General features: G+C 45.7%; 13 protein-coding genes. 6 read left to right on the top strand and 7 right to left on the bottom strand.

The genetic code is table 11. The features are described from left to right. Positions 1 to 52: 52 nt before the first annotated feature. Positions 53 to 1,702: an electron transfer flavoprotein-ubiquinone oxidoreductase gene (locus PRUB_RS12340; RefSeq protein WP_010384632.1), complete on the bottom strand. Its 1,650-nt coding sequence runs from the start codon at positions 1,700 to 1,702 to the stop codon at positions 53 to 55. Positions 1,703 to 1,877: 175 nt separating this feature from the next. On the opposite strand from PRUB_RS12340, the gene PRUB_RS12335 reads away from it, so the two are divergent. From PRUB_RS12335 to PRUB_RS12315, 5 genes are all read left to right on the top strand, one after another. Then, on the top strand, positions 1,878 to 2,630 hold the full coding sequence (locus PRUB_RS12335) for an electron transfer flavoprotein subunit beta/FixA family protein (protein ID WP_010384634.1): 753 nt from the start codon (positions 1,878 to 1,880) through the stop codon (positions 2,628 to 2,630). Beyond that, positions 2,627 to 3,553 carry an electron transfer flavoprotein subunit alpha/FixB family protein gene (locus PRUB_RS12330; protein ID WP_010384636.1) on the top strand — a complete coding sequence of 309 codons (927 nt, stop codon included), beginning with the start codon at positions 2,627 to 2,629 and terminating at the stop codon, positions 3,551 to 3,553. Before PRUB_RS12335 ends, PRUB_RS12330 begins: the two co-directional genes overlap by 4 nt. 521 nt (positions 3,554 to 4,074) lie before the next feature. Continuing rightward, complete coding sequence (locus PRUB_RS12325; RefSeq protein ID WP_010384637.1) at positions 4,075 to 6,864, top strand: TonB-dependent receptor; 2,790 nt, start codon at positions 4,075 to 4,077, stop codon at positions 6,862 to 6,864. Between the two features lie 43 nt (positions 6,865 to 6,907). Then, the gene (locus PRUB_RS12320) at positions 6,908 to 8,179 is read left to right on the top strand and encodes a metallophosphoesterase (RefSeq protein ID WP_010384639.1); all 1,272 of its coding nucleotides are present in this window, start codon (positions 6,908 to 6,910) and stop codon (positions 8,177 to 8,179) included. Between the two features lie 187 nt (positions 8,180 to 8,366). Then, positions 8,367 to 9,506: a PAS domain-containing protein gene (locus tag PRUB_RS12315; RefSeq protein WP_040645209.1), complete on the top strand. Its 1,140-nt coding sequence runs from the start codon at positions 8,367 to 8,369 to the stop codon at positions 9,504 to 9,506. A gap of 119 nt (positions 9,507 to 9,625) precedes the next feature. On the opposite strand, the gene PRUB_RS12310 is transcribed toward PRUB_RS12315, so the two are convergent. The 5 genes from PRUB_RS12310 to PRUB_RS12290 form a co-directional block, all read right to left on the bottom strand. Further along, positions 9,626 to 10,210: a GNAT family N-acetyltransferase gene (locus PRUB_RS12310; RefSeq protein WP_010384644.1), complete on the bottom strand. Its 585-nt coding sequence runs from the start codon at positions 10,208 to 10,210 to the stop codon at positions 9,626 to 9,628. 242 nt (positions 10,211 to 10,452) lie between these two features. Beyond that, positions 10,453 to 10,926, bottom strand: coding sequence for a peroxiredoxin (locus PRUB_RS12305; RefSeq protein ID WP_010384646.1), 474 nt, complete (start codon positions 10,924 to 10,926; stop codon positions 10,453 to 10,455). Between the two features lie 159 nt (positions 10,927 to 11,085). Then, a complete protein-coding gene (locus PRUB_RS12300; protein WP_010384647.1) occupies positions 11,086 to 12,372 on the bottom strand; it encodes a hypothetical protein in 1,287 nt (428 codons plus the stop codon). 228 nt (positions 12,373 to 12,600) lie between these two features. Then, the gene (locus PRUB_RS12295) at positions 12,601 to 13,164 is read right to left on the bottom strand and encodes a hypothetical protein (protein ID WP_010384650.1); all 564 of its coding nucleotides are present in this window, start codon (positions 13,162 to 13,164) and stop codon (positions 12,601 to 12,603) included. 3 nt (positions 13,165 to 13,167) lie between these two features. After that, positions 13,168 to 14,019 (bottom strand): hypothetical protein, encoded by an 852-nt coding sequence (locus PRUB_RS12290; RefSeq protein ID WP_155946353.1) that lies wholly within the window; start codon positions 14,017 to 14,019, stop codon positions 13,168 to 13,170. Between the two features lie 825 nt (positions 14,020 to 14,844). Here PRUB_RS12290 and PRUB_RS12285 point away from each other — a divergent pair. Continuing rightward, positions 14,845 to 15,696 carry a GNAT family N-acetyltransferase gene (locus PRUB_RS12285; protein ID WP_010384656.1) on the top strand — a complete coding sequence of 284 codons (852 nt, stop codon included), beginning with the start codon at positions 14,845 to 14,847 and terminating at the stop codon, positions 15,694 to 15,696. Positions 15,697 to 15,749: 53 nt separating this feature from the next. Here PRUB_RS12285 and PRUB_RS12280 read toward each other — a convergent pair whose 3' ends face one another. Beyond that, entirely contained in the window at positions 15,750 to 16,181 is a 432-nt protein-coding gene (locus tag PRUB_RS12280; protein WP_010384659.1) for a hypothetical protein, read from the bottom strand. Between the last annotated feature and the right edge of the window lie 71 nt (positions 16,182 to 16,252).

The following is a 16,252-nucleotide window of genomic DNA, read 5'->3' as shown; positions in this document are numbered from 1 at the left end:
AATTTAGGATAAAGAGTGTATCTGGCAGGTAGGTGGTACCTGCCGGGTTGGATTACATATTTGGGTAGTTGGGGCCGCCTGCACCTTCCGGAGTCATCCAGGTGATGTTCTGACTCGGATCTTTGATGTCACAGGTCTTACAGTGGACACAGTTTTGTGCATTGATCACAAACTGCTTATCGCCGTTTTCAGTCTCGCTGACTTCGTAGACGCCTGCCGGGCAATAGCGTTGCGCGGGCTCTGCATACTGCTCGAGATTAACCTGGATCGGAATGGTCACATCTTTGAGCTGCAAATGACAAGGCTGCTCTTCCTCGTGGTTGGTATTGGACAAAAACACCGACGAAAGCTTGTCAAAACTCAACTTTCCGTCAGGCTTGGGGTAGTTAATTTCCTGCGAGTCTTTTGCCAGTCGAAGAGATGCGTGGTCCAGCGTGGTATCTTTGAGTGTAAATGGCAATGAACCTGAAAACAGGTTTTGATCAACCATGTTGTAAGCACCGCCTAAGATACGACCAAACTTGTGCATGGCCGGACCAAAGTTACGTGACTGATAAAGCTCGTCATATAGCCAGCTGCTTTTGAAGTTGTCAGCAAATTCGTTTAACTCAGCACGATGAGCATCTTCTTCCAGCGCCGCCACAATGGTATCTGCGGCAATGATGCCCGACTTCATAGCCGTGTGATTGCCTTTGATTTTAGCAAAGTTCAGCGTACCGGCATCACATCCTATTAGCAGACCCCCCGGAAAGTGCATTTTAGGTAACGCATGAAGGCCACCTTTGGCAATGGCGCGTGCGCCGTATGCAATGCGCTCGCCACCTTCCAGCGTGTCTTTAAAGACTTGCTGATGTTTCATGCGCTGAAACTCGTCAAACGGGCTCAGATACGGGTTTTTGTAGTTCAGATCTATGATTAATCCGACTACGACTTGATTATTCTCAGCATGATACATAAACGAACCACCGTGGGTTTCGTTATCGAGCGGCCAGCCCGTACCATGGACAACTTTACCTTCCTGATGTTTTGCCGGGTCAATTTGCCAGATCTCTTTAAAGCCAATACCGTAGTGCTGAGGGGTGGCATCTTTATCCAGAGCAAACTGGCTGATCAGCTGTTTGCCCAGGTGGCCACGACAACCCTCTGCAAAGACGGTGTATTTGGCTCTCAGTTCCATACCGGGCATATAACTGTCTTTTGGCTCGCCATCTTTGCCAACACCCATATCACCGGTGATGATGCCTTTCACTTCATCGCCTTCGACTATCAGCGAGTGAGCGCTGAATCCGGGGAATACTTCCACGCCCAGTTGTTCAGCCTGTTCAGCCAGCCAGCGACAGACATTACCCATAGAGACAATATAATTGCCGTCGTTTTTAAATGTTTTAGGGACTGCAAAGTGCGGGATGCTGGTGGCTTTGTCCTGACCCTTAAACAGATAGATTTCGTCCTCGGTCACTTTTGTGGTGACAGGGGCATTTTTTTCAGCCCAATCCGGGATTAATTCGTCCAGCGCTTTAGTTTCAAAGACAGCACCAGACAATATATGTGCTCCGACCTCAGAGCCTTTCTCAACGACACAGATCATCAGTTCTTGTTGTTTTTCCTGTGCCTGTTGCGCCAGTCGGATCGCACACGACAGGCCCGCAGGGCCCGCGCCAACAATCACGACATCAAATTCCATGGTTTCGCGTTCGACCATTTTTACCTCACATAGATTGACGGTAGTTTAACTAAAACGAGGCTTTAGTTTTGTTAAGGTTAAGCTAAGGTTATTTTAGGTTGACGTTTACGTCAACAGGAAGTAGTCTGGTTTCATTAAATTGTTTTGTTGACGTTTACGTCAGCCCATAGAATAACCAGATGATGGAGTAACCATGAAAGTACTTGTGCCAATCAAACGCGTGATTGACTACAATGTCAAGGCAAGAGTCAAGGCCGACAACAGTGATGTTGATCTGACCAATGTAAAAATGGCAATGAACCCGTTCTGTGAGATCGCGGTAGAAGAAGCCATTCGCTTAAAAGAAGCAGGTAAAGCGAACGAAGTGATCGCTGTTTCAATTGGTGATAAAGCGTGTCAGGAACAGCTACGCACAGCACTGGCTTTGGGTGCTGACAAAGCAATTCATATTGAAACTGATGCAAAACTTGAATCCCTTCATATAGCCAAACTTCTGGCAAAGCTGGTAGAGCAGGAAAACCCTGAATTGGTTATTTTGGGTAAACAGTCTATCGATTCTGACAACAATCAAACTGGTCAGATGTTGGCAGCATTAACGAAGCGTCCTCAGGGAACCTTTGCATCTAACGTTGAGATTGCAGATGGTAAAGCTGTTGTGACCCGAGAAGTAGATGGTGGTCTGCAAACAGTGGCCTTGAACCTGCCTGCGGTTGTAACTACAGATCTGCGTTTGAATGAGCCTCGCTACGCCTCTTTGCCAAATATTATGAAAGCAAAACGCAAACCGCTTGATGTTATCGCAGCAGACACGCTGGGCGTTGACCTTGCACCACGTATTGAACTTGTGCGGGTGGAGGAGCCTGCCAAGCGTGAAGCGGGCATCATTGTTGAGAGCGTAGAAGAACTGGTCAATAAATTAAAAACTGAAGCTAAGGTGATCTCATGAGCGTACTAGTCATTGCTGAACACGAAAATGGTGTATTAAAGCCTGAAACGGCAAAAGTAGTTCATGCAGCTAGCCAGCTTGGCGCTGAAATTCATGTTCTGGTTGCGGGTCACAATGTAGATTCTGTTGCACAAGCCGCTGCGCAAATCGCCGGTGTAACGGCGGTAAAGCTGGCTGACGACAGTGTGCTGGATCATCAACTGGCAGAAAGTACCGCTGATCTGGTGATTACGCTGGCTGAAGGTTATAGCCATATTCTGGCTGCGGCTTCAACCACAGGTAAAAACATCATGCCGCGCGTCGCTGCGTTACTAGACAAATCACAACTTTCTGAGATTGTTGGCGTTGTTGATGCCGACACCTTTATGCGTCCGATCTACGCAGGTAATGCTATTGCGACAGTTAAGTCACTGGAAGCGCAGAAAATCATTACTGTTCGTGCCAGCGCATTTGATGCGGCTGGTGAGCAAGCACCTGTTGCTGTGGAGACACTGGCTACCTCGGTTGAAAATACCCAAAGTAGTTTTGTTGGTGTTGAACAAACAGAATCAGAGCGTCCTGAATTGACGGCGGCACCTGTGGTTATCTCAGGTGGTCGAGGCATGCAAAATGGTGAAAACTTCTCATTGCTTAACGGCATTGCCGACAAATTAGGCGCTGCTATCGGTGCATCTCGTGCAGCGGTTGACGCCGGATTCGTACCCAATGATATGCAGGTTGGTCAAACAGGTAAAATTGTTGCACCAGACTTGTACATTGCTGTTGGTATCAGCGGTGCAATTCAGCACCTTGCAGGTATGAAAGATTCGAAAGTCATTGTTGCTATCAACAAAGATGCCGAAGCTCCAATTTTCCAGGTGGCTGATTACGGCCTCGTCGCAGACCTGTTCGACGTCTTACCTCACCTCGAACAAGCTTTGTAAAAACAAATTCTGGTTGTTAAAGCCGTGAGTACCTACGTACCGCGGCTTTTTTCATATTTATTGCTCATCAAACCTGATTGCCCATTCTTATCACGCAATAGCAGCAAAATAAATCTATCAGTTACTAGCCCTCACTTTTTCTGAACCCTGCGGTATTTATGAAATTGCAATGGTACGGGGGTTGTGCGTTGCATACCATAAGTCAGTTATTCTAAGCAAAAGTGAAAGCGATCAGGTAGTTAGCGAACCATGGTTGCAGCATAGCGAATAACTGAGCAATGTTCTTACCGGGTTAAAATAGCTCATGGAAGTGTTTAGGCGCGCAGAAGAATTCAGCTTTTTTCATAAATGGCAGCAGGTTAAAGCCTCAAGAGGGGACATTTTAGCTCAAAATGGCTTTAAACGGCCCTCATTGCAGTCGAATAGAGGCTGTACCCACAGGGATTGCAATAATTCGGTCATTGAGCCCGGTTAAGGTCTTCGCGGATTTTATAAACGACTCTTCCTGTGCGAGAAAAAATATGAAAAATAATCTACCTTCCGTGATTTCCAAGGCCTGTGCGGGCGTTGCTTTAGCACTTGGCGTGATGAGTGCACCAGCACTTGCTAATACGTTGCAAGGTGAACTGACGGATCAGCAAAACAAAGCCCGCTTTGAAGGGGCCAAAGTTACTATTAAGGAGCTGGGGCGTGAAGTCAGCTCTGAGCGTAATGGTGCGTTTAGGTTCATCAATCTGCCAGCCGGCACCTACACGCTAGAAGTGCGCTATATTGGTGCGCAATCTGTCACTAAACAAGTGGTGATCAAAGACAATGAAGTGACCAAAACCCGGGTTCAGCTTAGCGCCTATCAGGGGGAAATGGATAATATAATCGTTAAAGGGCAACGCGCCGGGCAAGCAGGCGCATTGAACCGGCAGAAAAATGCGGATGGTATCAAGTCCATCGTCAGTGCAGACAGCATCGGACAGTTACCAGATCAGAACGCGGCCGAGGCATTGCAACGTCTGCCGGGTTTGTTCATCGACCGAGATCAGGGTGAAGGCCGTTTTGTTGGGATCCGGGGAATTGATCCTAATCTAAACAATGTGACTATCAATGGCGCAGCTGTACCTTCTCCTGAAGGGGGTGTGCGCAGTGTAGCAATGGACGTGCTGCCAAGCGAAATTATTCAGAGCCTTGAGGTGAGCAAAACAGTCACCCCAGATATGGATGCCAATGCGATTGGTGGCAGTATCGAAGTGAAAAGCCTGAGTGCATTTGACCGTGAAGGGGAAAGCTACAGTTTTAATGTTCAGGGTGCTTACAATGAACAAGTTGAAAAAAGCAGCCCCAAACTGTCCGTAAGCTACAGCGATATTTATGACATCAGCAGCCAAACTCAGCTGAGCGTAGCGACGGCGGTATCCTGGTTTGAACGTAAGTTTGGCTCACATAATATGGAAACTGATGGCGGCTGGATGGAGTTGGAAATGGAAGATGCCAAATCCGGCGAGGAAGTGGCTTTTTTTGGTGCAGAGGAAATAGAACAGCGTCACTATACCATCACCCGAGAGCGCCTGGGGGCTGCCCTGAATTTGGATCTGCATCAGGGATTGTTCAACAAGTACTATCTGAGAACCATGTACAGCGAATTCTCAGACGATGAGTTCCGTCTGCGCAATGAATACAAGTTCGATAAAGGCAATTATTTAAGCGGGCAATCAGGCGATACGATGGCGTACTTTAGCGGTGCTGAAATGGACCGGGACAGCAAAGATCGCTACGAGGAACAAAGCATTTTGTCTGTGGTTGCTGGTGGTGAGCATCTGATCAAAGACTGGTTTGTAGAATACAGTCTGGTTTACTCAAAATCAGACGAGCAAGAGCCTGATCGACTGGATATCGCGTTTGCCGGTGAAGATTTGACTCTGGGATATGCCAGTCTGGGAGACACCCCGACTTTGTCCCGTAGTGAGGCTGCACAGCAATTAAGCCGTTTTGAATTGGACGAAATTGTTCACGAAAATAATCTGAGTGAAGATGAAGCGACCAGCTTTAAATTGGATCTGAGTAAAGAGCTGGTGATCGCTGGGCATAACGCTGAACTTAAGTTTGGCGCTAAGTATCGCGATCGTGAAAAGCTGAACTCAGTCAACGCTGTGGTATACGACGGCGGGTTTGATGATGTGACGGCAGAGCAGTTTAAAACGGGTGCACCAGAGTATGACCTGGGCGACTTTGGTCCGGGTTTATCCGAATCCGGATTGCAGGCCTACTTTGCGCAAAATCAGGCAGCCTTCGAGCGAAACAATCAGGAAACCGATATCGAGTCAAAGGGCCGAAGCTATCGCTCTGAAGAAACCGTCAGTGCGTTGTATGCCATGGTCAACATGGATTTTGGTAAACTAAACCTGATCACGGGTGTACGTTACGAAGATACTGAATACACCACGCGGGGTTATCAGGTGTCACTGGAAAAAGATAAATTAGCAGACACCGAGCAAGTCAATATCACCCCCTGGGAAGTTGAGAAATCCTACGACCATTTGCTACCCAATCTGACTCTGCGTTACGAGCTGGACGATGATCTGATTTCACGCTTTGCTTATACCCAAACCATTGCGCGTCCGGGATTTGAAGAGGCTGCAGCCTACCAGCTACTCGAAAGTGAAACAGATGAAGACGATGGTCAGGTGGTGACAGAACGAGAAGGTGAAGTTGGCAATCCAAACTTGGACCCGTATGAGTCTCAGAACCTGGATTTGTCCATTGAATACTACACAGGCAGTATTGGCGTTATGTCTGCTGGATTATTCCACAAGCAAATCGATAACTTTATTACTGAGCAGGAAGTACAGGATCAGGCACAGTGGGCGGGCTATAAAAAGGTCATGCAATTCGTTAATGGTGGCGAGGCAGACTTAACAGGTATTGAACTGGCTTACAGCAAAAACTTCAAAAATGGCCTGATGCTCTCAGCGAATACCACCCTAATTGACGCAGATGACAAATTGACTCGTCAGTCGGATACCGTGGCAAACCTGATGGTTGGATACGAAGATGACACCATAAGTGCGCGTCTGAGTGGTAACTACAAAAGTAAGGCCTATCTGAGCACCGAGAATGATGCACGTGTGTACCAGGATGACCACATGCAGTTAGATTTAAGCGCTAAATATTACTTCAACGAGCAAATGCAGGTGTACTTTAACGCCGTCAATCTGACGGATGAACCACTCTACATTTATCACGGTGAGCAAAGATACAACTTCCAGTATGAGCAATATGGTCGTTCATTCGAATTAGGCTTTACCTACACTTCATTCTAATCCTTGTTGGAGCGTGCCGGGCTGACCCGGCACATTTAAAATTATGACTTTAAAACGCATTGCATTTTCCTGCCTGAGCACTTCTTTATTGATATCGAGTCCTGCGATATCGGCCAATATTTCTTTTTTGGCGTTCGGTGATGGGGGTTATCACCCTGACTATCCCAAAGTAAAACATATTCAGAAGCCTAAAAATAAAGCGCAATTTATCGCCGCTGAAAAAGCGGATTGGCTCGAAGAGCATCGCCCGATGAGTGAGTTTAATCATGCCCCCGTTTATGTTTACCCTGACACAGACATTGCCACCGAGCAGACCGGGGCGCTGGCAACCGGTAAGGCCATGGCAACCTTGTGCCAGCTAAAACCGTGCGATTTTGCTATTCAACTAGGCGACAATATTTACCCTGATGGCGCTGGTGCAAATGATGGAAAAGATGATCAGCAACGTATGGACGATCTGATCTTAAAACCGTTACAGCCGTTATTTACGCAGCAACCTGAGTTAGTTGTGTATTCTGCTCTGGGCAACCACGACTGGAAAACGTCACGTAAAGGGGTGAAGTTGCAAACTGAATGGATGGCAAGTCAGCCAAATTTTACCATGTCTGAGCGAGGTTACTACAGTTACACCATAGGTAAGCCGGGTAATGACGTTGAACTGTTTGTACTCGATACCAATATGTTGCTTTCTGGACAACACTATTACGAGATCCCATTACGTCCGGACGGTAGCGAACAGGGGTTGGCCAGTGCTTTGGCTGCCGGACAGGCAGAGGTTGAAGACATTGAGCGTCATGAAGAGCCGGTTAATGGTGAAGATCATCGACAATTAGCCTGGCTGGCCAATGGCCTTAAAAACTCAAAAGCAAAATGGAAACTGGTGTACGGGCATCACATACTATGGTCGATAGGTGGCACTAAATATGATGAAGGCCATGTGTTAAGAAGGCTGATTTTGCCTGAGTTGTGTCAATATGCAGATGCCTACATCGCCGGTCATGAGCATGATCTGGAGTTATTAACGGATGATTGCAGTCGCGTTATGCCGGGCAATTCTAAACCTAAACTGCCCCTGATAATCAGCGGTGCAGCTGCAAAAATGCGCGGCACCCATACACCGTTTGCCCTGCAACAGGAAAAGCGTTATCCGGAATATGATCTGGTGTGGTCTAAAAGCTTTATTTGGGGGTTTGCACACATTGAACTGGATAATGACCAGGATAAGTTGAATGTGTCTTTTTACACCACTCCCCATGACCAAAGCGGTAAGCTCGAGGCCGAGCAGGCATTCAGTTTTCCAAAACGCAGTAACTGATGACAACTGGGGTGGCTTAGCGACCAGAGGCGTGTTACCCCTAGAAAATTTACTTTGATGCAGAACAAAAATTCATGGTATTCGGTAATTTGCACTATAGTTAAACTCACACAATATGATGCGTATACCGCTTGCTGTCATTAGTCGGGCAGAGTGCCGTTATGGTCGAATATGAGTTGAGTTGCTAATGAATACCAATGATCCATCGATGGAAGAAACCTTGTTTTTTGGTCAGTTGTTAGAGAATTCCTCCCCAATTGAATTACTCAAACAAATATTGATGCGCTCCCAACATGCCATAGTTGTCACAGATGCGGATCGTAGCCACGGTTATCGGATTGTTTATGCAAATCGGGTGTTTTGCCGCCATACAGGCTATGAGCTGGCAGAACTAATAGGCCAATCAACGGCCATTTTACAGGGGCCCAAAAGTAATCGCAGAGTCCTAGCCAGATTGAGCCCGGCACTAGAGGAAAACGGCTATTTCTATGGGTCTTCAGTTAATTACCGAAAAGATGGCTCAATGTATCCAGTGGAGTGGAATATCTCGGCAATCACCAATGAGGCAGGAGAGGTCACTCATTATATTTCATTGCAAAAAGATCTGACGAACATGCGTCGTCTGGTCAGGCAAATACGCGAATCAACCGACGTCTTTAAACAGTTTTATCAGGATTCAGCGCGTCAGGGCAATCGCTTTGGCGATGCTTCTGACTCTGTGCTTCGGGCCCTAAAAAGAAGTGCTAAGTTGTTAAACGGCAGGTTGCACCTGAAAGACAACGTTGAGCTATTTCAGGAAGCTTTTCCGTATCAGGAACCAGATGAAAACAGTTTCGATGAGCTGTTTTTTGATCTGGACGAACCATCGGAAGGAGGCGCAGATCAGCGATTGAACAAGCAAGCACTGACTGCTGAAGACTTTTGGGCGGACAGCCCAATTGAAGAAGATGATGTTGAGTCTATCGTCGGAGCGCTTAATGAGCTGGAATCAGAAACTGGCTTGATAGAGCTTAACGGTTACTCTGAGGCCCGGTTTAAAAATGTCGCGCGGCTATACAAAGAGCTCGCAAACACATTGTATTTTTGTATTGAATTTAATGACGGTGCATTAATGATTGATGAGGTTGCTGAGCGTTTGGACAGCCAGGCAACGGATCCGTCTTTTCCCATTGAATTTTTGCTGATGTTTAACAAAGATATCAGTAGTTGGTTGAATGAGGTGTTTGTTGAGCGTAAAACCGATAACGTGTTTGCCGGGGAGAGCAATGCTATTATGGCTGGCGAGCAGTTGTTATCTCTTATCGGCGGAAAACAAAACTCACTTTGACTGAACAGGGGGAAGTCGCGTTTATTGTGGACACGTTACGCGGTTGCTGGAAATTGTTGGCCTTTAGCGTTTTCCGAATCGACATCATGTGTTGATAAGTGAGGGATCTTCGGATTGTCCTAGAGAATTAATCGCATGGTGGTTGATCCTGAAAAGCCGACTAGCCAGTTTAGGTAAGGAAAGTAGTCCGTCTTAACTGGGACAAAACCTTTGGCCTCGTAGAGCTTTCTTGCTCTGGGATTAGTGTTGATAACATCCAGGCGGATGGATGAGTAGTTATGTGCCTGCGCATAACTGATAATGCTGTCCAGTAACTGAGTGCCGATGCCTTTGCCACGATGAGATTCTTTAGTCGCGATACCATCCATAACTAACTCCCGTGGTTTTGGCTTGCGTTCGTATAAACTAAGAATAACGCAAGCACGCATTCCCCCAACAATACCAAGGCGCCTGAATAACCCTGTTAACTTTATGCCCGCTGTGAGCGCGCCATTTCGGTCACTAAAGCCTGCGATTCCGACTGGCTGGCCGCTATCGAAAGCGACAGAGGAATACTCTGGCATAAAACAATGTGCTAGCAAGTCGAGCCGCTTTGCTTTGTCGGGGATAGCAGGGGCAAGTTTAGCACCAAACGCATCGTCGTAAATTTGCGCAATGGTTTGACTGTGTATGATATCCCAACCATGTTCAATGTTAATCTGCATTAGGTAAACCTGTAGCGTCTGGGCTCTCATGATTAAGCTGTCAGGCTTGTGATTGAAGCGCTGCTGAAATGCACATCATGTATCGATAGCAGAGCGCGCAACAGTCATCAATGATTCTCAGAGTTGTGACCTGACTTTTTGCATTAGTTTATTGTGTTTTAATATGGTGGGAAAGTAAAAAAGGATAACAGCTGGAATACAAAAGAGAGTGCCGACACTCCCTTATGACTTGTCAGTGTATATTACAATTTTTCAAGGATCACTTCTGCTTTACTGACCTCAAAGGTTTTCGGTGCTTCAACCAGAAGCTCTGTCACTACACCATTATCGATTATCATGGCATAGCGCTGTGAGCGGATCCCGCCAAACCCTTCAGTGTCCATATCCAGCCCCAATGCTTTAGTAAAGCTGGCATCGCCGTCACCCAGCATCATAATTTCACTCGCATTATGTGCGTCTCCCCAGGCTTTCATCACAAACGCATCGTTTACAGATACACACGCTATGATATCGACACCTTTGGCTTTGATCTTGTCGGCCAGAGCGACGTAACCAGGTAAATGGGCTGCAGAGCAGGTTGGTGTAAACGCGCCAGGTAGTGCAAACAAGACAACTTTTTTCTCTGCAAACAGAACGTCGCTGTGATGTGTGACCATGCCATCTGCCGTCAATTCACTTAATGTTGTCTTAGGTAAGGCTTTCCCTTGTTCAATCATGATTTTCCTCATCGGATATTACTGAGATTAAGCTTATTTTAGACTTAAAATCGCTGTTTAAACACAGATAAAACACAGGGTTAATACATGTTTTAGCAATTATTTTTGGTTTGGCAGGTGATAACCTGAACGACTCAGGTTATCACTGACGCAGGGGCGTTATTTGGAAGAGCCATGTATATAATTAAAAATATGGCTAACGTCGGCATTTTTGGCTGGGCCTGAATAAGTATGGCAGTCAAAGCAGTTCGTCGCGGGTGTCAGGTTGTGTGGTCCCGTATAGATAACTTCATGGAACTTGCGTCCTTGTTGTGCGTTGGTTTCCATGGTGGTGTTGGCAAGCTGAATGGAGCCGCGCTGATTGTCGCGGTTGCTGGAGGGCTGAGTGACATCATTCAACCAGAGCCCACCCACTAGCTCATATTTGGCGAGCACACGCAGCGAATTGTAGGTAGGCATACGCTTGAACACTTTATTTAACTGCTCATTGAGGGAGATAATGTTTGCCCGGTTATGTTCAGCCTGATTGTCTCCTTCTGCTGTTCCCTGCGCATAAACCTGACACACTTCAGTGGGTATGCCCACTAACGGTGAATCCCCTTTCTCCTTAGGATCAAAGGTTTTGTTGAATTTACAGTTTGTATCCGGGGTAGGCAATGAGGCAGTACATTGTTCGCTGGCAAAGCTCCAGTCTGAAATGGGCTGGTTGGTCTTTTGACAATCCGGTGCATTGTATTTGTGCTCAAAGGTAGCCCAGATAAACTCTGGGTGATCTGGAGTGCTAATGACTAAATGGAAGCCTACCATGCCATATAGTTCATCAGCATCCAGCTCTCCATTGTTATTCGTATCTGATTTTACCCAGACGTAGTTAGGCCGGTCTTTTTCACTGATCTTGCGCCAGGATGTTTTAATCTCTGTTGTTCCGGCTGGTAATGTCTGTGAACTTTGAGCGACGTCACACATACCACTATCAAACCGAGTTTCGTACAACACTATGTTGCCATTCTGGTCGTACAATACGGCATTGTTCAATGCCTGATTCATTTCATGGGGCGCTTTAAAGTCTTCGTCTGTGGTATGGGGATCTTTATCACCCCTGACAAATAACTTAGATTGCAATGTATTAGGGGCACAGGAATCCTGACCACCACCGAGGAATATACGATAGCGTTCTTCATTCAAAAAGGTACGTTCATTACCATCTGGTGCATTCACCAAAGCAATAAACCATTGCCAGGAGAATTGATAAAACTGACACAAGTTTTGCCCACCACCAGGAATTTCACTCGGTGGGTTGTCGGGGTTTGTGACCCATTTAATATTCGCCGGACAAAACAAGGGGTCCTGATTGTAAGCCGCATCGTCTGAACCTGTGGGCTCAGTGGAGCAGGCCAGTAATGTTGTGATGGCAGCTGTGATCAAAGAAAGCTTAAGGGGGTGCATAACAATTCCTTTCAATATCGAGACGGTCCTTTCTACTGTAGAGCAATGACAAGAAGTTACCATTACTGAGTATTACACAGATCAGATTACTTTGAGTTGAGTATGGGTTATCCGGAAGATGTACCTAGTAAGTTCATCCAACCCTTGTTTGATGTGAAAGGAGGCGGGAATTGCGATCTTGTGTAAACAAGCAAAGGACTGTGTCGCAGCCCTTTGCTTTAGCGATAATTATGCTGATTCAGCGTTGTTACAAATTTCTGGCAGTTTTTCCAGAATGCGTGTGATCATATGCTGAGCAGCGTGTTCTGCTGATCCCACAAATTCGCTGTCTCCATTTGCCCAGTTAGAGTCTGAGTTAAACCCTCTGACATGATATTGGCCAGCAGGCTTACCGTTAATAGAGTAACCCACTGTAGATACCGCCATACCATTAATATTTAACTGTTCGTTATAGGTATATAGCATGTTCAATTTTGGTGTGACTTCAACAACGATATCTTTAGTTGTTTCTGGGAGCAGGGGAGTCACAACATTCTGATGCACAGTATTAAACCATTGCTGAACACCTGTTGCGTTCACTTTCCAGCTGATTGCATCCTTGTTTTGGCGGATGTCTGAAACGGGGTTTACAACATAGGTGCATTTAGAATCGGCAAGTTTAGCTGCGATTTGTTGATGCGCTTTACTTACCTTTTTTGGGAGCTTGCTCACTTTCATCTCTACGTCGACAACAGCCAGAGCATTCGCTGAAAGTAGTGCAAGAGGAAGCAAAAGAGTTGTTAGTTTTTTCATTGTTTACGCCTTACATTCTTTCGGTAATTCTTTAACAAGTAAGTTGTCGGCCAAATTAACCAGTGAACCATTTTTATCTCTGATTTGAACCCGATTTCCCTCTCGCTCTGTAATCTTGCCTGAGCTTTTCATCTCACCTAATGCGTTATATCGGATATATTTGGTACCGGTAATACATGACTCTTCCTGAGCCACTTTAATATCATGTTCCAGCATTTCTCTAATCTCAGACAATGCTGTACTGACTGTTGTTCTGTATAAATCTGCGTTGTTATCATTCCATAGACGGATTGAATCCATACCACCGTTACCTACATTGTCAGAAATATAGGTAAATGAGTTTCGGTACGCAGGCTTTGAAACAGAGACCTTGCCTTGCTTAGCCACATAGAGTGTCGCGTTTGTTTCAAACAAAACGACTTTGAAATTATCAAAGAACTGATAGTGGGTGAAAAGGTAAAGCGCAGCCTCACCCTCTTTCAGGGCAGATATTTGTGCTTTGACTTTATCATCGTTAAGGTATTTTGTTTCTGCGCTGTCTTTGGTGTCTTGCGCGTTAAACTCAGAGATAAGCACCGGATTAAACTCTTCAACGATCAACTTGCGGAAGTTCAAATCAAGCGTATTGTTCAACAAAGGGGCTGCCACACCAAATGCACCGATCGCTCGGTCTTCATTTATGGATGAATCAATGGCAGAAGTGACTAATGCGCCAACCAGGCCACCTGCAACACCGCCACTGACACTATTAGATAAATTGACAGCGGGTCTGACTTCATCTTGTAGTACCAAATTGTAAGTATTGGTTTGCTTTGCGGCATCCCGTGTTTCTTGTGTCATAGGAATGTTCTTCATTCCCGAGCACCCTTGCAAAATCAAGCCGATAGAGCTTATAAGTAGTAGCTTTTTCATATATTTTTTAGGTTTTCACTGTTTAAAAGTTGGGCATTATATCGGTACCCTTTAGCAGGGTAAAGTATCAATTGGCGCGTTGGTTTTCACGGCGGGTTGCCAAGTAACAATGATTGATAGTATTGGTTATTTACAGCAAGGAAAGTATGTCGTTGCAGCTCTAGCACTCTGCTGTAAAGATATTCTCATGTGAAAAACTTATTGAGTGCGGCTCAATCCGACTGGTATTGTGGTAGCACCCAATCTTACCTCGGCAACGCACATTAGGGTGCTTAGTTTGATGCGATAACTAGTTCATATCTGAGGAGTTAGCCTGATGAACAGGTACTGGCAGAGCGCTAGAAATGCGGCTTTAATCATGCCTTGTATGGCATTCGTCCTGTCTTATTTTACTGAGTTGAGTTTACTTTTCTGTGCGATATGCCTTTGCTTGTTCATAATTCTTAGCCAAATAATTCATTTACCAGAAGAGCTACCTGGTGGGCCGGACAACCCGGATGGTAAAGAACTACATCCTAAATGGATAGTCTTGGTCGCTGCTCTTTTCTCACTCTTTTTAGTTTCACTGGGCTGGCTCTACCCCGATTTGTGGCATTACGTTGCGTTTATCAACTAGTGGCCGGACCAGGTGATTACCCGTATTTAGTGTCAGTGCGCATAGATATTGAAAGGCAAGCAGTGCTAGCCGGACTTTATTTTCCCACTCAGAAGTTTATAGTGCTGATACACTGTCATGTCAGCCATCGCTGTACATAAGGAGCAAGCGCTATGAATAAAGAGTATACAATTCGTACTATGACCCGTGATGAGGTGAATTTAGCAATCGACTGGGCAGCGCAAGAAGGCTGGAACCCCGGGCTTGAAGATGCACATTGCTACTATCAGGCAGATCCGCATGGGTTCCTCATTGGGCTGTTGAATGATGAGCCGGTCGCCGTGATTTCTGCTGTAAAATATAGCAGTTCGTTTGGCTTTATTGGGTTTTATATTGTCAAACCTGAATATCGGGGTCAGGGGCTTGGTCTTAAGATCTGGCAGGCTGCCATGGCCAGGTTGGAAGGATGCAATATTGGTCTGGATGGGGTGGTTGAGCAGCAAGAAAACTATAGAAAATCTGGTTTTGCGCTGGCGTATGCCAATCGCCGCTATCAGGGTATGAGTCATATGCTGGCAGATCAAGGATCAGAGCACCTTGTAGACCTTAATACCTTGCCTTTCGAAACCATAGCGCAATTTCTAATGCCACTTTTTCCTGCGCAAAGAACTGAATTTTGGCGTGCATGGCTTGCACAGAATAATGCTTTGTCTGTTGGTGTGATCATTGAGGGAGAATTACAGGGGGCAGGGGTTATCAGACAGTGCCGGGAGGGCTATAAAATTGCGCCTTTGTTTGCTAAAAATGCCTCTCAGGCTGAAGCTATTATGGGCGCATTGAGCTCCAAAATAACAGATGAAAGCGCTGTATTTCTTGATGTACCTGTGTGTAATTCAGAGGCCCTAACGCTCGTTGAAAAACTCAACATGACAGCGGTATTTGACACGGCGAGAATGTATACCAAAGAGGCTCCATCTATTGGTGTGGAGGAAACATTTGGCGTGACGTCTTTTGAAATTGGTTAATCAGATTAACCAACAAGCTTAAATGGCGCACGATAGTGCGCCATAGTGACAGATCACAGGCTAATGTTGTGTCTTAAAGTCACTTCACACGGATCATTGTCGCGTCCAAATGCAGACTGAATGAATAGCTCGTCGCCTTGCTTTAGATTGGTGAGGATTGCTTTAGTTGTGTCATATTGACGTTTTGCAACCTGATCGTTGAAATTAGTTGAGCTGTCTTTGTTAACATCGTAATAGATGTTGCACCCACCCGTTGCACCACTATTGGTTGTCCAGGACAAATTAATATTGTAGTTAGAAACACTGAAATTAAATTTCGCATTTTGGTTTTGTGAATAGGCATCACCAACCGAAATGGTTGTATGGCGTGCTTGTGGAACACCAGGACGAGGCTGCTCTTCTATACTAACGCCCAGAGACGCTGCCTGAGCTGCACTTGTCAGAGTAAGAGTGGCCAGAATTAACGATGTTTTTAGAATTTTCATTATAAATTTCCTTATGAATATTGAACGCGTTTGTACCTAATTAACAAACGCGTATTCATATTAGGGAAATT

It is taken from the genome of Pseudoalteromonas rubra (genome assembly GCF_000238295.3).
GTDB classification, from domain to species: Bacteria; Pseudomonadota; Gammaproteobacteria; order Enterobacterales; family Alteromonadaceae; genus Pseudoalteromonas; species Pseudoalteromonas rubra.
Note: the sequence above shows the minus strand (reverse complement) of the source record. Positions and strands in the feature narration are given on the sequence as shown.